Source organism: Lysinibacillus sp. OL1, from assembly GCF_004332175.1.
Classification (GTDB): Bacteria; Bacillota; Bacilli; order Bacillales_A; family Planococcaceae; genus Lysinibacillus; species Lysinibacillus capsici.
In genome coordinates this window covers 160,402-184,448 of sequence record NZ_SJDS01000002.1, presented here as the reverse complement: position 1 = coordinate 184,448, position 24,047 = coordinate 160,402, and the positions used below count along the sequence as shown (strand labels likewise).

At 38.4% G+C, this 24,047-nt stretch carries 23 protein-coding genes and 1 riboswitch; of the genes, 12 read left to right on the top strand and 11 right to left on the bottom strand.

Features of this window, described 5'->3' with window-relative positions:
* The first annotated feature begins 473 nt into the window (after window positions 1-473).
* Window positions 474-1,391 (top strand): serine hydrolase domain-containing protein, encoded by a 918-nt coding sequence (locus tag EW028_RS05285; RefSeq protein WP_193767324.1) that lies wholly within the window; start codon window positions 474-476, stop codon window positions 1,389-1,391.
* 311 nt (window positions 1,392-1,702) lie between these two features.
* On the opposite strand, the gene EW028_RS05280 is transcribed toward EW028_RS05285, so the two are convergent.
* The 4 genes from EW028_RS05280 to EW028_RS05265 all read right to left on the bottom strand — a co-directional run bounded on the left by EW028_RS05280 (window position 1,703) and on the right by EW028_RS05265 (window position 4,739).
* A complete protein-coding gene (locus EW028_RS05280) occupies window positions 1,703-2,245 on the bottom strand; it encodes a pyridoxamine 5'-phosphate oxidase family protein (protein WP_131520159.1) in 543 nt (180 codons plus the stop codon).
* Window positions 2,246-2,588: 343 nt separating this feature from the next.
* Window positions 2,589-3,587, bottom strand: coding sequence for an NADP-dependent oxidoreductase (locus EW028_RS05275; RefSeq protein WP_131520158.1), 999 nt, complete (start codon window positions 3,585-3,587; stop codon window positions 2,589-2,591).
* A gap of 30 nt (window positions 3,588-3,617) precedes the next feature.
* On the bottom strand, window positions 3,618-3,953 hold the full coding sequence (locus tag EW028_RS05270; RefSeq protein WP_054550229.1) for an ArsR/SmtB family transcription factor: 336 nt from the start codon (window positions 3,951-3,953) through the stop codon (window positions 3,618-3,620).
* Between the two features lie 189 nt (window positions 3,954-4,142).
* Entirely contained in the window at window positions 4,143-4,739 is a 597-nt protein-coding gene (locus tag EW028_RS05265) for an SCO family protein (RefSeq protein WP_004227948.1), read from the bottom strand.
* Window positions 4,740-5,324: 585 nt separating this feature from the next.
* Between EW028_RS05265 and EW028_RS05260 the strand changes: the two genes are divergently transcribed.
* The 5 genes from EW028_RS05260 to EW028_RS25170 all read left to right on the top strand — a co-directional run bounded on the left by EW028_RS05260 (window position 5,325) and on the right by EW028_RS25170 (window position 9,861).
* Window positions 5,325-5,660, top strand: a complete 336-nt coding sequence (locus tag EW028_RS05260) for a DUF485 domain-containing protein (protein ID WP_004227946.1) — start codon at window positions 5,325-5,327, stop codon at window positions 5,658-5,660.
* Window positions 5,661-7,214: a solute symporter family protein gene (locus EW028_RS05255; RefSeq protein ID WP_131520157.1), complete on the top strand. Its 1,554-nt coding sequence runs from the start codon at window positions 5,661-5,663 to the stop codon at window positions 7,212-7,214.
* Window positions 7,215-7,695: 481 nt separating this feature from the next.
* On the top strand, window positions 7,696-8,034 hold the full coding sequence (locus EW028_RS05250) for a DUF485 domain-containing protein (protein WP_048393058.1): 339 nt from the start codon (window positions 7,696-7,698) through the stop codon (window positions 8,032-8,034).
* Window positions 8,035-8,042: 8 nt separating this feature from the next.
* Entirely contained in the window at window positions 8,043-9,587 is a 1,545-nt protein-coding gene (locus EW028_RS05245) for a solute symporter family protein (RefSeq protein ID WP_036079363.1), read from the top strand.
* Window positions 9,588-9,684: 97 nt separating this feature from the next.
* Entirely contained in the window at window positions 9,685-9,861 is a 177-nt protein-coding gene (locus EW028_RS25170; RefSeq protein ID WP_004227938.1) for a hypothetical protein, read from the top strand.
* Between the two features lie 26 nt (window positions 9,862-9,887).
* Here the strand turns inward: EW028_RS25170 and EW028_RS05240 are convergent, their stop codons facing one another.
* The 7 genes from EW028_RS05240 to parE form a co-directional block, all read right to left on the bottom strand.
* Window positions 9,888-10,637: a TatD family hydrolase gene (locus EW028_RS05240; RefSeq protein WP_131520397.1), complete on the bottom strand. Its 750-nt coding sequence runs from the start codon at window positions 10,635-10,637 to the stop codon at window positions 9,888-9,890.
* Window positions 10,627-11,376: an ABC transporter ATP-binding protein gene (locus tag EW028_RS05235; protein WP_131520156.1), complete on the bottom strand. Its 750-nt coding sequence runs from the start codon at window positions 11,374-11,376 to the stop codon at window positions 10,627-10,629. The genes EW028_RS05240 and EW028_RS05235 overlap by 11 nt, the downstream gene beginning before the upstream one ends.
* Entirely contained in the window at window positions 11,351-12,124 is a 774-nt protein-coding gene (locus EW028_RS05230) for an ABC transporter permease (protein ID WP_131520155.1), read from the bottom strand. Before EW028_RS05230 ends, EW028_RS05235 begins: the two co-directional genes overlap by 26 nt.
* Window positions 12,124-12,414, bottom strand: a complete 291-nt coding sequence (locus tag EW028_RS05225; RefSeq protein ID WP_131520154.1) for a thiamine-binding protein — start codon at window positions 12,412-12,414, stop codon at window positions 12,124-12,126. The genes EW028_RS05230 and EW028_RS05225 overlap by 1 nt, the downstream gene beginning before the upstream one ends.
* A 1-nt stretch (window position 12,415) precedes the next feature.
* Entirely contained in the window at window positions 12,416-13,411 is a 996-nt protein-coding gene (locus EW028_RS05220; protein WP_131520153.1) for an ABC transporter substrate-binding protein, read from the bottom strand.
* Between the two features lie 152 nt (window positions 13,412-13,563).
* Window positions 13,564-13,674: riboswitch (TPP riboswitch) on the bottom strand.
* Window positions 13,675-13,782: 108 nt separating this feature from the next.
* A complete protein-coding gene (gene parC / locus EW028_RS05215) occupies window positions 13,783-16,221 on the bottom strand; it encodes a DNA topoisomerase IV subunit A (RefSeq protein ID WP_131520152.1) in 2,439 nt (812 codons plus the stop codon).
* Complete coding sequence (parE, locus tag EW028_RS05210) at window positions 16,218-18,194, bottom strand: DNA topoisomerase IV subunit B (RefSeq protein ID WP_131520151.1); 1,977 nt, start codon at window positions 18,192-18,194, stop codon at window positions 16,218-16,220. The genes parC and parE overlap by 4 nt, the downstream gene beginning before the upstream one ends.
* A 551-nt stretch (window positions 18,195-18,745) precedes the next feature.
* Here parE and plsY point away from each other — a divergent pair.
* The 6 genes from plsY to EW028_RS05180 all read left to right on the top strand — a co-directional run bounded on the left by plsY (window position 18,746) and on the right by EW028_RS05180 (window position 24,034).
* The gene (gene plsY, locus EW028_RS05205) at window positions 18,746-19,348 is read left to right on the top strand and encodes a glycerol-3-phosphate 1-O-acyltransferase PlsY (protein WP_131520150.1); all 603 of its coding nucleotides are present in this window, start codon (window positions 18,746-18,748) and stop codon (window positions 19,346-19,348) included.
* A gap of 19 nt (window positions 19,349-19,367) precedes the next feature.
* Window positions 19,368-19,658, top strand: coding sequence for a HesB/YadR/YfhF family protein (locus EW028_RS05200; protein ID WP_004227919.1), 291 nt, complete (start codon window positions 19,368-19,370; stop codon window positions 19,656-19,658).
* A gap of 188 nt (window positions 19,659-19,846) precedes the next feature.
* Window positions 19,847-21,391, top strand: a complete 1,545-nt coding sequence (locus tag EW028_RS05195) for a spore germination protein (protein WP_131520149.1) — start codon at window positions 19,847-19,849, stop codon at window positions 21,389-21,391.
* A 25-nt stretch (window positions 21,392-21,416) separates the two neighbouring features.
* A complete protein-coding gene (locus EW028_RS05190; RefSeq protein ID WP_131520148.1) occupies window positions 21,417-22,616 on the top strand; it encodes a Ger(x)C family spore germination protein in 1,200 nt (399 codons plus the stop codon).
* A 4-nt stretch (window positions 22,617-22,620) separates the two neighbouring features.
* Entirely contained in the window at window positions 22,621-22,854 is a 234-nt protein-coding gene (locus EW028_RS05185; RefSeq protein WP_131520147.1) for a hypothetical protein, read from the top strand.
* Between the two features lie 31 nt (window positions 22,855-22,885).
* Complete coding sequence (locus tag EW028_RS05180) at window positions 22,886-24,034, top strand: GerAB/ArcD/ProY family transporter (protein WP_131520146.1); 1,149 nt, start codon at window positions 22,886-22,888, stop codon at window positions 24,032-24,034.
* The last annotated feature ends 13 nt before the right edge of the window (window positions 24,035-24,047 follow it).

Sequence of the window (24,047 nt, the reverse complement as noted above, 5' to 3'; positions counted from 1 at the left end):
CATTAGCCCTCTTTATGTAACATGTCATTCCATAAAATTTCAATTTGCTTGATTCCAAGTAACGCCTTACTTGCCGCTAGTTGATAAAATATCAATCTACCTGAACTAAACAGTAGCACTTCCCCTCCTTGCTAATAAATGAACGGTCTTAGCATAACGTAATACGGATTGATAAAAAACATCCAAAATTGCGAATTTTAGCAGTCCATAAAATTAGGTACAATAAAAAAACACTATCCTTATATTGTAGTTTTAAAAAAGAATTGAACGTTTAAAACAAAGATTGATCATTCATTTTAAAGTTTGATTAAAAATCCTGTGTTGCTATGTAGGATTTTTTTGTTCAACAAACGGGCCACTTAATTGAATAACGCCTTTGATAAGATTAATGAATTTATGTTAAAATTTAGGTTAAATTGTAAACTGATATACATAAACTAATGACACAATTTAGTGGAGGAGGGGTTATATGTATGAGTGAAATATCTTTTAATGAGTTAGAGAAGAAAGTTAAGAAGATTAAAATTGAAGGTTTTGTCATTTATAAAGGAAATACACGGATCTTTGAATATTTAAAGAATAAAAAAGTCGTAGAAAATCAGACAAAGGTTTATTCGATTACAAAGAGTATTATTTCTATATTAATTGGAATTATGGTTGATAAAGGGCTAATAAAAAATATTCATGAACCTCTTCATCGCTACTTTCCAGAAATATTAGAGCTCAATGACCCAATGAAGGAGGAAATTACACTATTTCATTTGCTAACGATGACTTCGGGGTTACAGGTAGGTAGATACCAAAGTTCAAAAAACTGGGTTAAATTCATACTAGAACAACCAGTTATACATAAACCAGGTTCAACCTTAGAATATAATAGCGGAAACTCTCATTTACTAAGCGCGATTATTCAAAAAATTTCTGGACGTTCTACCGCCTCATTTGCAGAAGAATTTTTATTCCATCCATTAGGGATAAAAAAATACATCTGGGTAAAGGACCCTCAAGGTGTTTACGAGGGTGGCTTTAGTCTTTCATTAAATTTAGAGGACATGGTGAAGTTTGGGTTTTTATTATTAAACGAAGGGCAATTTAAATCAAAACAAGTCGTTTCATCTAACTGGATCCACGAGGCAAGAAAACCATATAAACAATTTGAACCAGAAGAGGACAGAACATTTGGTTATGGTTATCAGCTATGGACTTGTGAAATTGCTAATAGTAACAACAAAATTGAATATTACTATGCAAATGGCTTATACGGGCAATATATATTTATTGTTCCGAAGCTAAATATTATGGCTGTGACAAAAAGCTATCTACAAAATGACCAGCAATCTGCACCGAGACTCTTTTTCGAAAAACTTTTACGTAGTTGGATGGATGAATGAGACATTTAAACAAATGAAAAGGGGTTTTTCTCCTCTTCCGAGAACATAAAAGTATCTTGTAAAATGGAGAAATCACTATCTTGATATTCAACAATCGGGCGCAATTTTGGAACAACATAGCTAAAAAATGTTCAAACTTTTTTATAAAAATCTCATACTTATCTATAGAGAGTAACTCCATTTTGAGCAATCTTTTTTCAAAATGGAGTTTTTGATGTTGCTATTAGATAAGGATTAAGGGATGGGATATTTTTTAATCCATCTTTATTCTAGTTTACAGTGATTTGATTTACCAATTTCTAAAACCAATACTATGTATGTGGGATTTTCTCAATATTGAACATCTCCCCTAAGGCAATTGGATTTTCTTTCGCGGTAATTTGTTGAGGATCAATACGGTAAACCTGAACAGGCCCTCCGAAAACGGCTGATCGATATTTGTCCACGTGTTGCTGGGATAAGGGGCGATTATAGTAACCAGGTACATATTTATTTATCATTTCTTGCAACATGTGTGTCGCTTCATTTAAATCGGAAATAGGCTGAGCCTTGCCAAAAACCATGACACTCATATAAGCTGTGTCTGTCTTTGCAGGTACGGGATTGGTAATGGTTCCATATTCATCACAAACCGTAAAGCAAATCTGTGGATTCTCTTCCATCACTTGATTTCGTCTCCCACCAGTGGCTCCATGGAAATAGAGCACTCCATTTATCCACACAAAATTAAGGGGGACAACATACGGCAAATGACCATCAACCATACCCAAATGCCCAATGCGAGCTTGCTGCAAAAATGCATCAATTTTGTTTTTGTCCAACACTTCTCTTACTTTATAACGTACCTTATCCATTGTTATCACTCCTACTTGTAGTATGATGTGATTTTATCAACCTTTGGATTGAATAAAAACGTCCATAACTATAGCAATTAAGCACTCCATTTCCCAGCTTGAACCAAAGACAAAACCATCGTTTGAACAAATAATGCTCAAACGATGGTTCTATTGTTTAGGAGATAGGTAATTATAAGCTTATTGGCTGACTAACTTTGCTCTATTTGCCTTCAAAGAACACAAGTGGTGAACCATCGCTCATCACAATATTGGACTACAGCTATCCTAAAGCAGATGCCTCTTATTATATTTGAGGTTTGCTGTTATTAGGTACTTTTCTTGTTAAAATACAACATACAGGCTATTTAATTTTTACGATGATCTTCCCTTTTGCTCTACCTGACTCCGCATATTCCATCGCCTTTTGAGCATCTTCAAATGAAAAAGTTCTATCAATGACTGGTTTGATTTTGCCAGACTCAATCAAATCCGCAATAATTCTTAATTGCTCGCCACTTGGCTTCATAAATAAAAAGGAATATTGAGCATGATATTTCTTTTCAAGTGAGGTCAATTTATGACTTGCTGCTGAAAATAACAATGTTTTTAAAAATCCTGAACCATATTCTTTGGCGAAACGAGCATTCGGCCTGCCTGATACGGATACAATTTTCCCACCATCCTTGATAATCTCGAAAGATTTTTCTAAGGTCTTTCCTCCAAGCGTATCAAAGACTGCATCATAATTTTTCAGTATAGCTTCAAAGTTTTCTTTTTTATAATTAATCACTTTATCTGCACCCAAAGATGTAACTAAGTTTGCACCAGCTTCGCTAGCCGTTGTTGCCACTGAGGCGCCCATTACTTTTGCTAGTTGTATAGCAAAGGTACCTACACCACCAGAGCCAGCATGAATTAAAATCTTTTGACCTTTTTGTAATTGCATGATGTCATGTAAAGCTTGGTATGACGTTAAGCCAACCAGTGGGATTGATGCAGCTTCCTCAAAGCTCAAATTTTTAGGCTTTAGGGCTATGTCATCTTCATGAATCGAGATATATTCCGCAAAAGTACCAATTTTACTCTTCCTTGGACGTGCATAAATTTCATCTCCTACTTTAAAGCGAGTCACTTTTTCGCCAACCTTTACGATGACTCCTGAAAAATCATTTCCAAGGATCAGTGGCATTTTATAGTGGATTAACAGCTTTACTTTCCCATCACGGATTTTAAAATCAATCGGATTAATACTTGCTGCATGGATTTCAGCAAGTACCTCATATTCATTTATTTCAGGTGTAGGCACTTCTGCCATGTGCATTGGGGCTTTGCCATATTGATCTATCACCATTGCTTTCATCGTTCATTCCTCCAGATAACCTACTAATTGTCAATAAAATTCCGTTAACAACGTCTCAATATCCAACACCAGATTTTTTAACGAACCTAGTTTTGTCCGTATATCTATATAGTAAAAGTTTTTTGTACCTTCTTTGCGCATTAAAATAACACCAGCATCTCGTAAAATCTTAAGATGATGTGACACAGCTGGTCGAGATAGATGTGTTTGTTCTGTAATTTCACCTACACGCAATCCCGTTTGACAATCTGTGCTCATTAATACCATTAAAATAGCTTGTCTGGTTTCATCACCAATTGCTAATAGTACCTTTTGAGAATTTATAAAGTCGTCCTTAATCAAGTTAAGCTGGTCCTGTTTATTCATTAAAATCCCTCCTCTTACTAATCTGTTGAATAGTTTAAGTTAATGAACCATTGCTGCATATAACGATATAATATTGCCGTATTCGCTGCAATATTGGGAAAGTAAATCGAGACGAATGATTTTTAAAGGCGTACACCTTACTTTCCCCTCCTTCCATAAAAAAACACAGAAGTCACATGGACTTCTGTGTTATTTGCTCTCCTTAATAAGAGCCTTCATATCTCCAACGATTGTTTCAACTGGTACGTTTGTCGCGCCATCATAGTCTTTTACAACTGTGCCGTCTGCGTTTACTAAATAATAGCTCGACATATGTATGACTTGGTCTGAGTTAGGATCGTTTTTAACTAATGAATTAAATGATTTACGTGCAAATTGTTCAATGAATTTTTGTTGATAGCCAGTTAGTAGCTGCCATTTGCTTTCATCTACAACATTATACGTATTTAAGTAATTTGTTAAAACATCAGGCTTATCCACTTCTGGATCCACGCTAAATGCCACAATTTGATAATCTTCAAGGCCTTCATCCTGTAGTGCTTGTTGAACTTCTGTCATATTAAATGTCATGGGTGGACAGATTGTCGTACAGTTTGTAAAAATAAACATGGCTAGCCAAGGCTTACCTTTAAGATCATCTAGGGTCACTTGTTCATTTTTTTGATTCGTTACTGTGAAATCTTGAACCTCGAGATTTAATGTTGGTTCAAACTTGTAACTACCGCAAGCAGCTAGAATGCTACTAAATGCTAGAACTAAAACTAGCAATATACTTTTCTTTGTCATTAGTGGTGCCCACTTCCCTTCATTTCATCACCTTATTTTATTCATTATAGAAGCTAAACACAAGATAATGGACTTACACCCAGATGGCTATTTGTATAACATGTGAACATTAACTGATTCTGGAATTCCACCTCACTAATTCTTCCAAATGACACATCCTTTTTAAAAATTTTTTCATAGCTTTTTTTTATCATTTTCGTTATTTCCCAAAATCTCAGATAATTGTTATATAACAAATTATTTCTACTAAACCAGCTCCCCTGGAATTTAATAGCAGAATAATAAAATACAGAAAATTCTCTTTTATGTTTGTATTTTCTCCTACATTCATTTTTATCAACAACAAACTATTTTAACAATATTATTTCATCAGAAAACCGCATGCTCTTTTAAACGTAATTTTTCTAATAAATCCTTATTATTTCTATGTTATTTCCTCAAAACAAAAGTAACTAAAAATTATAAAAACTCAAAATTTAGTATTGCATTATAGGATTCTCCCCCATAAAATAAGTGAATATAACGACGAACGAAAAAGAAATATGTCGTTTAAAACAGAAATATATAACTTTAGGGGGAATAATAATGGCGAATGTTTCAAGCAAAAAACAGGCCCAATCAATTGATTATCATGCAATTGAAGCAATGGAATCATTTAATAGCTTTGTAAAAAAGAAAAATACCTTTCTTTTCTCGATTACAGCAGTGTTTTTAATTCTTTATATCCTGCTTCCGATTCTTGCTTTCCAGCCTGTACTACAACAAAAATTCTTCGGAAATATTACGGGTGTATGGGTTTATTCTGCAGGATTATTTATCATGACCATTGTGCTTTGTACAGTATATGTAAAAAAAGCTGCTTCATTCGATAAAGCTGCAGCTGCTGTTCTTGCAGAGTACCAGGCGAAAGGTGGAAAATAAATGAATATCGTATCTATAGGTTTCTTTTTAGCTATTGTTGGCTTAACACTTGTTGTTACCTATATTGCAGCAAAGCGTACATCTTCTGCGGCTGATTTTTACACTGCTGGTGGTGGTTTAAAGGGGTGGCAAAACGGCTTTGCGATTGCTGGTGACTATTTATCTGCGGCAGCCTTTCTTGGGGTGTCTGGTGCAATTGCCTTAACTGGCTTTGATGGTTTCTTCTTCTCTGTAGGCTATGTAGTAGCGAATTTAGTGCTGCTTTATGTTATTGCTGAGCCAATGCGAAACTTAGGCCGCTACACGTTAGCAGATATGTTAACGGCTCGTTTTAATGAAAAGCGAATTCGTGGTGTGGCAGCGTCAGGGACCATTATTATCGTAATTCTTTATATGATTGCACAGCTAGTTGGTGCTGGTGCATTGATTAAGCTATTATTCGGTATTGAGTATTGGATTGCCGTTTTAATTGTCGGTGTTATGATGACAACTTATGTATTGTTTGGTGGTATGACAGCGACTTCTTGGGTGCAAATCATTAAAGCAAGTCTTTTATTATTCGGAACAGGTTTATTAGCGGTCTTAGTGTTAATGAAATTTGACTTCTCTCTTATGAAGATGTTCGACACAATTGCAGTAGATCATGGCGAAAAGTTCCTTGTACCTGGAATTAAGTATACAAGCACAATCGACTCCGTTTCGATGATGATGGCTTTAGTTTTAGGAACATCTGGTTTACCACATATTTTAATGCGTTTCTTTACAGTAAAGGATGCAAAGACAGCACGTGCCTCTATTTCTTGGACAACTTGGATTACAGCTATTTTCTTTTCATTAACAATTTTCTTAGGGTTCGGTGCATTAAACTTTGTAGGTTTAGATCAAATTCTTGCTGAAAGTAAGGCTGGTAATACAGCTGCTCCACTTCTTGCGCATTACTTAGGTGGAGATGTATTGATGGCATTTATCGGCGCAGTGGCATTTGCGACTATTTTAGCCGTTGTTTCTGGTTTAGTACTATCAGGGGCTTCAGCCATTTCTCATGATATTTATGGAGAAATCATTAAGGGCGGTAAATTAACAGAGAAGCAACAGGTAGTCGCAGCGCGTACAGGCTCTATCTCGATTGCGATCGTGTCTATTATTCTTGCTCTGTTTGCACAAAACTTAAACGTTTCATTCCTAGTGTCATTCGCCTTTTGTATCGGCGCATCAGCAAACCTACCTGTAATCCTTTATACAATCTATTGGAAGAAATTTAATTCTACAGGTGCTGTAACTGCAATGGTAACGGGGTTAGTATCATGTTTAATTTTAGGAGCAATGGGACCCAATGTGTGGAGCCCAGTTGAAGGTGCGGCTATCTTTGTTGGACAACCACTTGTGCCACTTGCTGTTCCAGCGATTATTACGATTCCATTAGGCTTTATTGCTGGGTACTTAGGTACTGTCCTTTCATCTAACAAAGTGCCACAGGAAGAAGCAGAACGTATTTATAAAGAAATTCGTGTGAAAGCAAATACAGGCGTGTCTGTCTCTGATATTTCACATTAATATTTATACACCTCCTGCATAATGAACCTCAATTCAAAAAATGCAAAAAAATAGGCAAAAAATTCGATTTTTGGTCGAGTTTTTCGCCTTTTTTGTTATTCAATATCTACCAATTTATTTATCGAACAATATTATTTTACTTCCAAAAAACAGAAAAAATCCAATTTTCACTAGGTAAATAGTGTTTAATTTTAATTGAAAAAACAAGATTTTTTTGTAAATTTACCCTTCGTTTTTTGTCAAGAATCTAGATTTCTCTTCACTTCATTTATTTATCTGAATTTTCTAAAACCCTTTATATTCTTGGCTTTGCGCCATTTTTTCTCTCTTAGGAGTATTTTCTAAAAAATTTTTTTTACATAATTTTTCTGAAATGTATTGCAATTTTGTGAACTGTTTCATAAAATGAAAATGTGAATTCACTAAACTAGCAAAATCAAGTCTTGAGGTAGAAAAAATATACACAAAATGGGGAATGTTAATGGCGAACAATCAAGCAAAAAAAGGTATCGTGATTGACTATGATTCAATTGCAAATCAAGAATCATTTAAGTCACTTGTACGAAGAAAGAACTCTTTTCTTTGGTCTATGACTGCCATATTTTTATCGGCATACATGTTGTTACCAATTCTGACATCGTACACGACAATTCTACACCAAAAGGCATTTGGGGAAATTACTTGGGTGTGGATCTATGCAGCAGGACTTTTCATCATGACATGGGGGTTATGTCATTTATATGTAGCAAAGGCAAATAGCTTCGATAGAGAAGCAAAAGCCATAATCGCTGAATACGAGAACGGAGGTGGCCGCCGATGAGTAACGGAATGAGTTTTACAGCCATATTCTTCTTCGTAGCCATTGTTGGTTTAACATTAGTTATTACATGGTGGGCATCAAAACGTACATCTTCAGCAAGTGATTTCTATACTGCTGGTGGTGGCTTAACAGGCTGGCAAAATGGACTAGCTATCGCTGGTGACTATTTATCAGCAGCATCCTTCTTGGGTATCGCTGGTGCTGTAGCATTATTTGGATTCGATGGATTCTTCTTCTCTATTGGTTATTTAGTAGCTTACTTAGTGGTATTATATATCGTTGCTGAGCCATTACGTAACCTCGGGAAATTTACATTAGCTGACATGATTACAGCGCGTTTTGATAACGCCAAAGTTCGTGGAACAGCTGCTTTAAGCACTATTACAATTGTTTTATTCTACATGATTGCACAACTAGTTGGTGCAGGAGCACTTATTCAATTACTTTTAGGAATCGACTATTGGATCGCCGTATTAATCGTAGGATTCATGATGACAACTTACGTACTATTCGGTGGTATGACAGCAACATCTTGGGTACAAATTATTAAAGCTTGTCTTTTAATGTTGGGTACAGTTATTATTTCGTTCTTAGTATTAAAAGAGTTCGGCTTCAGTATCTCTACAATGTTTAAAGAAATGACAACGGTTACTGACAGTGGAGCTGCTTATTTAAACCCAGGTCTTAAATATACAAATGGACTTGATACAATCTCTATGTTAATTGCGTTAGTATTAGGTACTGCGGGTCTTCCACATATCTTAATGCGTTTCTTCACAGTAAAAGACGCAAAAACAGCTCGTTCATCTGTTATTTGGGCTACTTGGATCGTAGGTATCTTCTACGTTCTAACAATTTTCTTAGGCTTCGGTGCAGCAGCATTCGTTGGGAAAGAAGATATTATCGCAGCAAACGCTGCTGGTAACATGGCTGCCCCACTTCTTGCAGAAGCACTTGGTGGCGACATTCTATTCTCATTCGTTTGTGCAGTAGCATTCGCAACAATTTTAGCGGTAGTAGCAGGTCTTGTACTTTCTGGTGCATCTGCCCTATCTCATGATATTTATGGACAAATTATCAAAAAGGGTAAAATTACAGAAAAAGAGCAAGTTCTTGCAGCTCGTATCGGTTCGATTACAATCGCTGTTATTTCTATCCTATTAGCACTTGGTGCACAAACACTAAACGTTGCATTTTTAGTATCTTTAGCATTCTGTATCGCAGGATCTGCTAACCTTCCAGTTATCATCTACACAATTTATTGGAAACGCTTTAATACAGCGGGTGCTGTTACTGCGATGTTAACAGGTTTAATCTCTGCGTTAGTATTAGTTGCTATGTCTCCAAACGTTTGGAATCCAGTTGAAGGTAAGGCAATTTTCGTTGGTGATCCTTTAATTATGTTAACGAACCCAGCCTTAATCTCTGTACCACTTGGTTTCCTTGGTGGTTTCATCGGCACATTACTTTCTAAAGAAACAGATGATGCGAAGTATCGTGAAGTTGACGTTAAAGCAAACACAGGTATTTCTGTACAGGACGTATCTCACTAATACACTCGACAGCCTCGTAAGTATCTTGCTTACGAGGTTTTACTTTTTCTTCCCTATTCGCTACTATAGAATTAAAAATGAATTGGAGGCGATGCTCATGTCACAATCTAAAGCTAAAAAGAAGCGGATGCACATTAAACGCACAGTTGGTAAAGATGTTGAAAAAAATCGACAATCTATCTCTTTTAGTACACATGAACGTCTAACGAAAACAAAAAACGAAAAATTAGAGCATGATTATACGAAATATAAAAAGCAGTATAAGGACGAATAACTCGTACCCTATACTGCTTTTTCTTATTAAAGCCGATAAAATGTTTTCGTGTTTTGCGTAATAATTTTGGCCACTTCCTGTGTTGATAGCCCTTTGATGGAGGCAATCACCTCAATCGTTGAGTGCATCATCCAGGGAGATGTACGCTTCTTCGTAAACGGTCCCTCAAACGGCCAAGGACCATCCGTTTCTACCATCATTAGTTCAATGGGATAAGCATGAATTAGCTGTTGAATTTCCTCTTCGTACAAGCAATCTGGCGTAATAGAAATAAAATAACCTCGCTCTATCATGCGCTTCACAATAGCTTCATCCCCTTTAAACCAATGAAAATGGGCTTCGTGAAGCTGATGCTTTTCCAGCAAATCACACACAATATGGGCGTCCTCATATACTGCGTGTAACACAATTGGCTTGTCCAGCTCCTTCGCCAATACAACAAAACGCTCTAATAGCGCCACATAGGGACGTTCATCAATCGCTTGCTCTTGTTTTAAATAATAAGGTAGACCCACCTCACCAATAGCAACCATATCATCCTGATGCGAGCGAATCCAATCAAATAAAGCTGTCTCATCATTTGGACTTAGTAAAGGCTGTTCAGGATGAAAGCCAAAAGCAGCCTTTACTTGCTGATAGCTATTCGATAAACGCAACGTTCTTTCACAAGAGGAAAGTTGCATACTAACCGCGATTACAGCTTTCACTTCTTCTAATAAGGAAGAAATTTCCTCATCGGTGTACTGATCCAAATGAATATGCGCATCAATCAACATACATATCACCCTTTTCCTCCTGTAAATACATAAACAATTGTTGCTTTAATGCTGTGAATGCTGCAGAATGTCGAATTTCCTCTTTCCGAGGTCTTTCAAACGGCACGATGATTTCCTTTTTAACGGTAGCAGGACGTTTGGATAGTACAAGTATGCGATCTGCTAAAAAGAGAGCTTCCTCAATACTATGTGTAACAAATAGAATGGATTTGCGGTACTCCTCCCAGATAGATAAAAGCCATGCTTGCATTTCCAGTCGAGTAAATTCATCCAACGCAGAAAATGGTTCGTCTAAGCATAAAATCGGCTTATCACTGACCATTGCTCGAATAAAGGACACACGCTGCTGCATGCCTCCAGACAGTTCGTTCGGGTAGGCATGGATAAAAGAGGCAAGACCAACCTTTTCTAACCATTCCTTGGCACGTTCAACATTTGATTTATGTTGTAATTCCTCTACAAGCGTGACATTTTCTACTATTGTACGCCAGGGTAATAGACATGGCTGCTGTGGCATATAGCCAATCGTTCCTTTTTTTTGTTGGATATCCTCTCCATTCAATAAAATGGCTCCTTGATCAATTGGCGAAACACCACCAATTAATTGAAAAAGTGTACTTTTACCACTGCCTGAAGGACCCACGATGGCCACAAACTCTCCATCCTTGACGTCAAAAGAAAGTTGATCAAGGACTTTGAGCGCATCGAAGGATTTAGCGATGTTTTGAATGCTGAGCATGATAGCCTCTTCCCTTCACCATGAATTTTTCAAGTAAACGAATACCACTAAACAATAGTAAGCTCAAGAGAACAATCGCAAAAATTGCCACAAATACGCGATCCGTACGGAAGGAGGATTGGGCTAGGGTCATGTAAACACCAATACCCTTTTTTGCACCAAGCCACTCCGCAATCACAGCCCCCATCACACTATATGTAGCCGCAATTTTAATGCCTGAAAAAATAGCAGGATAGGCATAAGGCCATTCCAGCTTCCAAAAGGTTTGTGCCCTTGTAGCACCAACCATGGCAAAATAATGCTTTAATTCTGGAGCTGTTTGTCTAAATCCATCCATCGCTGCAATGACAATCGGGAAAAAGCACACAAGACAGATAATGATAAGCTTCGGTAATAAGCCAAAGCCAAACCAAATAATAAGGAGCGGTGCCAAGACTAGAATAGGAACATTCTGCGACATAATAAGAATTGGATAAAACAGTTCTCGAATAAATGTAAATCGATGCAACACTATTGCCACCGTTAGCCCACAAGCGATGCCAATGGCCAAACCTAGTAGAGCTAATTGTACTGTAGCGAATGCATGTGGTAGAAAGGTTTGATACGACTGGATGGCTTCTGACAAAATACTACTTGGTGTGGGTACTAACCAATGAGGAACTTCAGCAAACCGCACGATTAGTTCCCATATGAACAAGAGGAAGGCGATAAAAATTATCGTCCTTCCCTTCTGTAATGCACGTTTCATTACTGATATTTCTCCGTTAATGTATCCATCGTAATACCTGTTGGCTGATATAAAATTTTCACTTGTGTAATGACATTAATGGCACCAAGTTCAATCATTTTCTCATTCATTTTTTCAATGATTTGGAGCAATGTTGAAAGCTCACCCTCCAGCGTTGTTTCCAATGGATGTACCTCATATTTCACCCCAGAAGCATCGATCACCGCAATTGCTGCATCGACATATGGTATAACATCTTCATATTTCTCTGTCTTCGGAATGATTTGTACACTGATTAATGAATTTGCCATCTTATTTGGCCTCCTTTTTAGGTAAGAAATCATTAGTAAAGGCTTTTTTCGCATCAAATTCGCCCTCTAGTACTTGATTGCTTGACATCCATTTCGCATAATTTTCCCACACAGAAAGCTTTTGCTCTCCCCATTGCTTGGCATCATCCTGATATTTATCAGCCAGCCATTCCTGACTTTTATGCACTAACGCTTTATCTAAATCAGGAGCCGCTTCGATTAAAATATCAGCCGCTTCACTTGGGTTTTTAATTGCGTATTCATAGCCCTTCGATGCAGCTGCCACAAAGGCTTTGACTACATCGGGGTTGTCCTGTATCATTTTTTCATTTGTAGCTAAAACCGGCGTATAATAATCCAATTGATCACTATAGTCTGTAAGATATAGCATATTAATCTTTTCCCCACGCAGCTCAGCCTCAATACCAGTCCATGCATAATAAATCCAAGCAAAATCTATATCTTTTTCCATCATTGTGAAGAAATCTAAATCCCCTGCATTGACGATATCTAGCTTATTAATATCTGCCTTTTCTTTTTGCATGAGTGATTGTAAAACGGCTTGCTCTAATGGCGCGCCCCAACCACCATAGGTTTTACCTTCAAAATCCTTTGGCGATGTAATGCCCTTCGAAGCAATAGAAGCAAAGCCAGATGTATTATGCTGTATAATTGCTGCGATGGAGACCAGCGGCACACCCTGTACTCGTGCCTGTGTTATGCCTTCCTGATAGCTCACGCCAAAATCCGCCTTTCCAGAAGCAACAAGCTGATCTGCGCCCGCCTCGCCAGGCATAATAATATCAACATCTAAGCCCTGTTCCTCAAAATAACCGAGTTTTTTTGCAGCATATAGTCCTGTATGATTTGTATTCGGCGTCCAATCCAGTACCACAGACACCTTTTTCAGCTTGTCAGCAGCCTGCTTGTCATCCTTGTCACTACAGCCTACTAATGTCAATAGTGCTGCCAATAAAATAAAAAACCATTTTTTCATGCGAAAGCCTCCCAGTTTGTAATATGAAAGTGTTCATGCATGAATGTTGTCACCAGAAGAAAGCGTATACAATGTTGGCAAGCTGTTGCTTGAAAACATAAAAAACGCCTAGGATTCCTCCCAGACGTATTGCAATCAATCTTCAAAACTTTGCTTTTTGATTAGATGTTCCCTACGCTGGTACGAGCCAAATCAGGTTCAAAGGGTCAGCGTCTACCGGACACAATCTCAGCTAGCAATTACTAGCCCCCCTACATTCTTTCGCTATGAACTTTTCGATGATTATTATACCCATAGTTTCACTTAAATGACAAGGTGCTATTTTTGAATAGAGCTTAAAGCCCAGCGCTCCTAAGAGGCTGGGCATGCTTTTAGCTTGGTTTCTGTTCTTTTTTGGCTGTTACAACATGAGAAATTGCTCCATCTGTTGCAATATCCACTTTAAATGAACCATTGGAATGTCGATCCGCACGAGACAATGCTTGTACGTCAATCATCTCTTGAACACCTTTTTCAGTTTCAATCACAACCTGCTCCTCGTCTGTTGCTTGAACAACTGCCACAATTCGGTGAGGGTTTGCTTTTAACTCTGTTAATACTTTTAGTCCACGTTTTGCACGACTTGCTACTTCAACTTCAGCAACATTCATTTTCTTCACGGCCCCACGCTGTGTCACAATCACTACATAGTTGGTAACATCAGGCTGTAACACATTGACTCCAACTAAGGCTTCTCCATCTTTTAGTGTGATCCCTTTCACACCGCCTGTTTTCACACCTGTAACTGGTAACTCCTCCATAGGGAAACGAATCGCATAGGCTGTATCCGTTGTGAGCATCAGCTCCACGTCATCTGTTACAAATGATGCATAGATCATCGCATCACCAGCCTTGACGTTCATCGTTTTAATTGGCTTTGAATAACGTGTTACCGCATAGTCTGCGAGTGGTGAGCGCTTAATTTGGCCATCTTTTGTGGCTGTGAAGACATACGTATTTGGCTGGTCAAAGGTTTCGAAGCCATAAACCGCAATAATGGATTCATCTTCCCCTGTTGGCACAATACTTGAAATATGCTGGCCGAGATCCTTCCAGCGTATATCAGGCAGCTCATGAACAGGCTGATAAATATAATTGCCTCGATTTGTGAACAGCAATAGATGGTGCTGTGTATTTAAGTTTGCTTCATACAATAAATAATCTGAATCCTTCATGGCAAAATCTTGCCCGTTTGAAGCGGCATGGGAACGTGTGGATGTACGTTTAATATAACCATCCTTCGTTACTGTTACGACAACCTCTTCACTTGGCACAAGGACATCCAATGTAATTTTAATTTCTTCAATTTCTTGCTCAATCTTCGAGCGACGAGGCTCTGTAAAGCGCTTCTTAATATCTAGTAACTCTTGTTTAATAACACGCACTAGCTTTGCTTCACTTTGTAGAATCCCCTCTAGCTTCGCAATTAGCTTATTTAACTCGTCCTGTTCATGACGAAGCTCTGTAATATCCGTATTCGTTAAACGATATAATTGCAGGCTTACAATGGCCTCTGCCTGTACCTCTGTAAAATCAAACTTTGCTTGTAAATTAAGCTTCGCATCCTTCTTATCATTTGAAGAACGAATCGTCGCAATGACTTCATCTAAAATGGAAAGGGCTTTAATTAATCCATCTACAATATGAGAACGATCCTTTGCCTTTTGCAAATCATAAATGGAACGGTTTGTTACCACTTCTTTTTGGTGGGCAATATAGGCATCTAGCAATAAAGGCAATGTCATCATCGTTGGACGACGATTATGAATGGCAATCATATTAAAATTATAAGCTACCTGTAAATCCGTTGTTTTAAACAAGTACTGTAAAATTCCTTGTCCTGGTACATCCTTTTTCAGCTCAATTACGACACGTAACCCTGTACGGTCTGATTCATCACGAATTTCCGCAATGCCTTCTAGTCGTTTATCTACCCGTTGCTCATCAATTTTTTTCACAAGATTCGCTTTATTTACATCATATGGTAACTCAGTGATAACAATTTGCTCTTTACCACCCTTGATTGGTTCAACAACTGCTTGTGCACGGACGATGATTTTACCCCGACCTGTTTCATACGCCTTTTTAATGCCATCAACACCTTGAATGATTCCACCCGTTGGGAAATCAGGTCCTTTAATCACCGTCATCAATTCATCTACAGTAACATTAGGCTTGTCTAAGCGCATCAACACAGCATCCAGTACTTCATCTAAGGCATGTGGCGGAATATCTGTCGCATACCCAGCAGAAATTCCTGTAGAGCCATTGACTAAAAGGTTAGGAAAACGTGCTGGTAATACAGTTGGCTCCATATCCTGATCATCAAAGTTTGGCACAAATTCGACCGTTTTCTTGCCAATATCTCGTAGCATTTCAGCGGCAATAGCTGATAGTCTCGCCTCTGTATACCGCATTGCAGCTGGTGGATCGCCATCTACCGAGCCATTGTTCCCGTGCATCTCAATGAGCATATGACGTGCCTTCCAGTCCTGACTCATCCGTACCATCGCTTCATACACAGAGCTATCGCCGTGCGGATGATAGTTACCAATTACATTACCCACTGTTTTTGCGGATTTACGGAACGGCTTATCATGTGTGTTGCCTTCCGTAAACATCGCATATAAAATACGGCGCTGTACTGGTTTAAGACCGTCACGTGCATCAGGCAACGCGCGGTCTTGAATAATATATTTACTATAGCGACCAAAACGGTCACCCATTACTTCTTCTAACGGTAAATCTTGAAACTTTTCTGTACTACTCATGCTTGGTCCTCCTCTTGTTGGATGAATTCATTCTCTAAAATGTTAGAATCATCCTCCATACCGAAGTCTACATTGGCTTCGATCCATTTACGACGTGGTTCCACCTTATCACCCATTAACGTCGTGACACGTCTCTCCGCTCGTGCACCATCCTCGATTGTGACACGAATTAATGTCCGTGTTTCAGGGTTCATTGTTGTGTCCCATAGTTGGTCTGCATTCATCTCACCAAGACCTTTATAGCGCTGTAATATGTAACCCTTTCCAACCTTCTTGATGGCCTTTTGTAAGTCACTTTCTGTCCAAGCATATTCAATGACTTCTTTTTTTCCTGTACCTCTTGAGACTTTATAAAGCGGCGGTAGTGCGATATAGACCTTTCCAGACTCAATGAGCGGACGCATATAACGATAGAAGAATGTTAATAGCAAGACTTGAATATGTGCCCCATCCGTATCCGCATCGGTCATGATGACTACTTTATTGTAGGCAGAATCCTCCACCGCAAAATCCGTGCCAACACCTGCCCCAATCGCATGGATAATCGTTGAAATTTCTTCGTTTTTCATAATATCCTGTAGCTTGGCTTTTTCTGTGTTGATAACCTTCCCGCGCAATGGCAGAATCGCTTGGAATGTACGGTCACGTCCTTGTTTAGCAGAGCCACCCGCAGAATCACCCTCGACTAAATACAGCTCATTTTTTGCTGCATTACGTGACTGAGCTGGCGTTAATTTTCCAGATAAAATCGTACTACCCTTTTTATTTTTCTTGCCATTTCGTGCATCCTCACGCGCTTTACGAGCTGCTTCACGCACTTGCTGCGCTCGAATCGCTTTACGAACAAGTGAAGCTGATAACTCTGCATTTTCCTCTAGCACATACAAAATTTGCTCAGACACTACACTATCTACTGCAGAACGAGCCTCACTTGTCCCAAGCTTGCCCTTTGTTTGTCCTTCAAATTGCAGTAAATGCTCTGGGATACGAACAGACACGATCGCTGCTAAGCCCTCACGAATATCTGTCCCCTCAAGGTTTTTATCCTTGTCCTTTAACAGGCCAATTTTTCTTGCATATTCATTAAAGACACGCGTCAATGCTGCCTTTGCACCCGTTTCATGTGTACCACCATCACGTGTACGGACATTATTAACAAATGATAAAATCGTTTCTGAATAACCATCGTTATACTGGAAAGCGAACTCTACTTCGATTTCATCCTGTACGCCTTCTACATATTTTACTGGATGAAGAACATCTTTTTCCTCATTCAAATACGCAACGAAAGCCTCGATGCCATTCTCATAAAAGAACACATCGCTCTTGCCTTCCTCGCGCTCATCAATTAATTCAATTTTTAAGCCCTTTAATAAAAAGGCTGATTCACGTAATCGTTCTGCTAACGTATCATAATTGAATTTTGTGACAGAGAAGATCGTTTCATCTGGTAAGAAATGAACAAGCGTTCCTGTCTGCTTGGTCTGCCCAATGTTTTCAAGTGTTGTGACAGGCTGTCCACCATGCTCAAAGCGTTGACGATACTTTTTACCATCGCGATGGATTGTCACCTCTAAAAATGTTGAGAGCGCATTCACAACGGAAGAACCAACACCATGTAAACCTCCACTTGTTTTATAGCCACCTTGACCAAATTTACCACCAGCGTGTAGCACAGTAAAAATAATTTCTGATGTCGGTTTGCCCATTTTATGCATACCGGTTGGCATTCCACGTCCAAAGTCGCGCACACTCATACTTTGATCTTTATGAATTGTGACAATAATATGAGATCCAAAGCCAGCCAGTGCTTCATCCACCGCATTATCTACGATTTCATACACAAGGTGATGAAGTCCACGGCCATCCGTCGAACCGATATACATGCCAGGTCGTTTGCGTACCGCTTCTAATCCTTCTAATACTTGTATAGCGTCATCATTATAGACGCTAGGTGACTGTTTATTCGTCAAAAAAATTCCCCTCCAAAAAACAAACACATGTTCTATTTATGTTCTCATCCTAATAATAATAGCATTTCCTGTCAATAGCTAGCGACAGGTCCAATAAAATTTTAAAATTTGCTCACAGTTTTGATCTTTTTTATTAATAGTAAACATCTTCAACAGTTGCTTAAAATTGGTATTTGAGCAAGACAGACTGCTTCTAGCTTCCATCATCATTTGACGCATTGAAGCCTACTTAGTTGCAAAATAAAGTGGTGATGCTTGCACACTACCTCGTGCCTTGCGCTGAAACAGGATAAAGTTAGACTTCTATTCTACCAAAGGAATGAGCGATTGACAAAATTGCCATTTTGCCTATATTTTTATAAAGGTTTTAGTGCTTCCTGCAAATTTACGTCTAAAAGCCTAGTCCTCGCTAATAGATTCTCTTTTGTATTGATTCAAGACTTCGGATGAAATCTCCTTCATAACATTGTAGATTAGCAAGAAAAAGTGTAAAATACTTGTTACAAACTATTAGTACCAAGTGATGGACTATGAATGAAAGGAGTCCAACTATGATCAATGGACTTATTATTTTATGTGCTTATCTAATCGGCTCTATACCTTCTGGATTATGGATAGGCAAAATTTTTTATAATACCGATATTCGTGAACACGGGAGCGGTAATCTTGGTGCGACCAATACTTTTAGAACATTAGGGAAAAAGGCTGGTATTATTGTTACAGTGATGGATGTCTTAAAAGGGACTGCCGCTGTCTTACTCGTGACACTTCCTGTTTTCTCTGATACTACACTCCATTCTTTATTACTGGGCCTTGTCGCAGTAATCGGTCATATGTTCCCGATCTTTGCCAACTTCCGTGGTGGGAAAGCTGTGGCAACGTCAGCGGGTGTATTATTAGGCTATTCTTGGCTACTCTTTGTCCTACTATTTATTACCTTTATTGTGACTTTAAAAATCACAAAAATCGTCAGCTTAACATCAATGATAGCCGCTTTAGTAGCGCTTATCTATGCAATCGTTTATTATTTTATTACAGGTGACTTTGCATTAGGCATCTTGGTAGCCTTTTTATTTACCTTTATTATTTATCGTCACCGTGCCAATATTGCCCGTATTAAAAACGGCACCGAACCAAAGGTAAAATGGCTGTAGGAAGAGAGGAGCATTTGAAATGAATATTGCATTGACAGATGAGGCCCTACAATGGTTCAAACATGAAATGGAAGTTGAACCTGGTGATACAATTCGTTTTTATGCACGCTATGGTGGCTCAAGTCCGTTTCATGAAGGCTTTTCGCTAGGCATGACACGTGAGGAACCTATTGCCATAGGTGTACAGACAGAAATTGATGGTGTTATCTATTACATTGATGAGAAAGATCTTTGGTTCTTTAACGATCACAATTTACATGTAGATGTTGATACAAGTAAAGATGAATTACAATACGACTATCGTACATAAAACAGTCTGTCCTTTCCATACATGAAAGGACAGACTGTTTTTTTATTTATCACAAACAAGGACACACGAAAGTTGCAAGTGATGTAATATTGCTACAAATAGCTAGATTTTTCATATCTCTTTCGTTTATCTCTCAAAAAAATTGTCCATTCTAAAGGTAATGAACGACCTTTTGAGGAGGAAAACACATGTCCATGTCTAGCAATAACGAGACCTCCCCATCCCATACAACGAACGATTTATTGTATACTTCCCTATCTAAAAATATAAAAATCATTCAACAGTCACTAGGGCATAGTAATGATATTATCATACGTGAAATTGCGATTGGAGAAACTGATCCCCATAGCCTCGCCATTATTTCCATTGATGGCCTATCGGATAAAACGACTATTTCTGATTCTGTTATCGATAAACTGATGGCAAATATTGAAGAAGAACAAGATATTGAAATAACAACCATTAATCAATATGTTCGAAATTCCTATTTAACAGTAGGCGATGTGACGAATATTGAGCATTTCACAACACTCTACAATGCCATTCTCAATGGTGAAACGGTTATTTTATTAGATGGCTTTGCCGAAGGGATTGTGACAAGTACTAGAAGTGCCAAGGATCGAGCTGTCACGGAGCCATCGACGGAATCCGTTATTCGCGGACCGAGGGAGTCCTTTACGGAAACCTTGCGTACGAATACAGCGCTCATTCGTCGCAAAATTAAAAGTCCGAATCTCTGGATTAAGTCCCGTGTTATCGGAGATGTGACACAAACAGATGTAGCGGTGATGTATATAAATGGCATCGCCAGTGACAAAATCGTCGCAGAGGTATTGGCTCGACTAGATCGTATTAATATTGATGGCATTCTGGAAAGTGGCTATATTGAAGATTTTATTCAAGACTCAAAAAACTCGATGTTTCCAACCGTCTACAACTCCGAACGTCCTGATGTCATCGCAGGTGAATTATTAGATGGCAAAGTGGCGATTCTAGTTGATGGCACACCTTTTGTCTTAGTCGTACCAGCGCTATTTACATCCTTTTTACAATCAGCAGAAGATTATTATCAGCATTGGATGATTAGCTCACTCGTACGTATACTGCGTTTCTTTGGTATCAGTCTGGCATTAGTAGCACCATCCTTGTATGTGGCGATTACTACCTTTCACCAGGAAATGCTACCGACACCCATGTTAATTAGCATTGCTTCACAAAGGGAAGGCGTACCCTTTCCTGCAGTAGTAGAAGCGCTTATTATGGAGGTTGCCTTTGAGGTCTTAAGGGAAGCTGGACTTCGTATGCCTCGGACAATCGGTCCTGCGGTATCCATTGTAGGTACTTTAGTTATTGGACAGGCAGCAGTTGATGCAGGCGTCGTATCCGCTGTAATGGTAATTATTGTAGCCTTAACAGCGATTTGTAGCTTTCTCTTCCCTGCCTATGGCTTATCGAATACGATTCGTGTACTACGTTTCCCATTAATGATTTTAGCTGCTATGTTTGGTTTATTCGGTGTAATGTTTGGCATTATGCTAATTATTCTTCACCTATGTAGCATTCGTTCATTTGGTGTACCTTATTTAAGCCCATTCGCACCATTGGTATTACAGGATCAGAAGGATGCATTTTTGCTGTTCCCGCGTAGAAAATTACTTACACGACCTCGTTTAGTCAATCAAAAAAATATTGTTAGAGGACATAACTATATCAATCTAAAAGGCAGGAAATAACAACTGGATAAATGAGGAATGGAATATGGCAAAAATAAAATGGATTTGCTTACTATGTATCCTCACAATACTGTTAAGTGGCTGCTGGAGTAAGCGTGAATTAAATGAATTGGCCATTGTCGTAGCATTGGGCATTGACAAAATAGATGAGGAATATGAAATTACGGTTCAAATTGTTGATCCTAGTGAAATTTCAATGCGCCAAGCTTCCACTCAACGCTCTCCTGTCGTTAGCTATCATTCGAGAGGTGAGACCATCTTTGAGGCCATTCGCAAAATGACGACTATTGCAGCACGAAAACCTTATTTTGCCCACCTTCAAGTGGTTGTATTAGGGGAAGATCTCGCAAAAGAAGGCATTAGTGATGCACTTGATTTAATTGTAAGGGACCATGAATTTCGTAAGGATTTCGACGTCATTATGTCTCACGATGCAACAGCAAAGGATGTATTAAATGTACTAACACCCATTGAAAAAGTTCCTGCTAATAAAATGTTAAATTCCCTTGATGTCTCTGAGAAGGCTTGGGGCTCCACAATAGCTGTTAATATTGATGAATTAGTCAATACCTTAAGCAATAAGCATAAAGGGGCATTAATTTCTGCTATTGAAGTTATTGGGGATAAGAAATTAGGGGTAGATCAAACAAATGTGCAACGTGTTAAAACACCTGTGCTATTACGTTATACAGGTTTAGCAGTCTTTAAAGGCGATAAATATATAGGGCTACTGACTGAGAGCGAAAGCAAAAGTATTAGTTTTCTTAATGACAAAATTCAAAGTACGATAGAAATCATCGCCTGTCCTAATAAAGGGACCTTGTCTACTGAAATCACCCAATCCACTACAAAGGTGAAAGGATCATTTAAAAACGGGAAACCGAAAATCGATGTCCATATTAATGTAGAGCAGAATGTTGGAGAGGTCGAATGTGTTATCGATCTTACCAAAAATAAATCGATTGATTACGTTAATAAAAAAACAGCCCAGGGGATTGATGAACGCATTGAAAAAACTGTAGAGAAAATTCAACAGCAATATGAAGTCGATGTTTTTGGATTTGGGGATGCCCTACATCGGGCAGATCCAAAGCAGTGGAAAAAAATCAAGGATGACTGGACTTCCATTTTTCCAGATTTAGCAGTGGCTGTTCATGTAAAGGTAACAACCCAAGGTTCAGGTACGATGCAAAATTCATTATTAAACAAGCCAAAGGAGGAGTAATGAGATGGTACTAGCCGTAGCTATCTTGATCATCGCGATAATTATTGCGCTTATTTTTATTCCAAAGCTAAAAAAGCAACAGGATAGAAAAGCCATTATTGTATTCTCCTTTTTGCTACTTATTGGAACGGCTTTAAATATGGGGATTGCCCTTAAAATCCATATTCCTAGCCCATTAGATTTGATTACCTTTATCTTCACACCAATTAGGGATTACATTGTGTCATTCACAAAATAGAAAGATGGACTGAGAAACGGAGGGTAGCTTGATGGAAAAAGAGATAATTAGTTCAAGACAGTTTACAATCGTTACCTTTCTCTATTCTATCGGTACAGCGATTTTAATTATCCCTTCGAGTATTACTGGTGCCGCTAAGCAAGATGCTTGGATAGCGGCAAGCATTGGTGTTCTGCTTAGTTTACTGGTACTAAAATTATTTTTAACACTGGCCAATCAAACACCGTCCCTAAACTTTATCGAGGCCAATGAAAAAATACTTGGGCGTTTTTTTGGGAAAATCACAGCAATTTGTTTCCTAATTGTGACCTTTCTTTCGGCTGGAGAATTACTCTATTTTATCGGTATTTTCATGAAAACGGAAGTAATGCCAGAGACACCGACATTAGCATTTGCCCTACTGTTCAGCATCCTTATTATGTATGCCGCTTATTTAGGGATTGAGACCTTTGCCCGTTCGGCAGAAATCCTCTTCCCATTGTTTACCTTTATTTTTATTTTTTTCGTCCTTAGTATTACCCCTCAAATTACATTTGAGAATATTCAGCCTCTACTAGAAGCGACCAAAGCATCTATGTTTTATAGTATTGCACGCTTTATGAGTATCTTTTCCTTTCCATTAATTGTATTATTGATGCTCTATCCTACTGGCGTCAATGTACAGCCGTCTGCACAGAAAGGGCTATATATTGGGGCAATTTTTGGCGGAATCGTCTTAGTTACGTTGATTGTCCTATCGATTCTTGTATTAGGTCCTGAAAACACTGCATCAAGGACATTTCCTAGCTATGCCTTAGCACAAAGAATATCTATAGGGAATTTTTTGCAGCGCATAGAAATCATTATGGCATTTATGTGGATTTCGTCTATATATATTCGTACATTTATGTATTTCTATACGACCGTTGTTGGACTTGCACAAATATTGAAGATCAAGGATCATCGTCCACTCATTATACCGATGGGTATAATTGTTATTGGACTTTCTCAAATTGTTCATCCAGATATTGTGCATTCTACTAATTATAATAATGAAATTTGGCCAATCTTTTCCTTTATTTTCACCATTTTATTACCTATACTTTTGCTGATTGTAGTAGTTATTCGCAATCGTAAATCCAAGGCTCAAAATAACGAAACACCTCAGCAGGAAACAGAAAATGACAATCAAAAAGTCTAATTTCTTCTAAGCT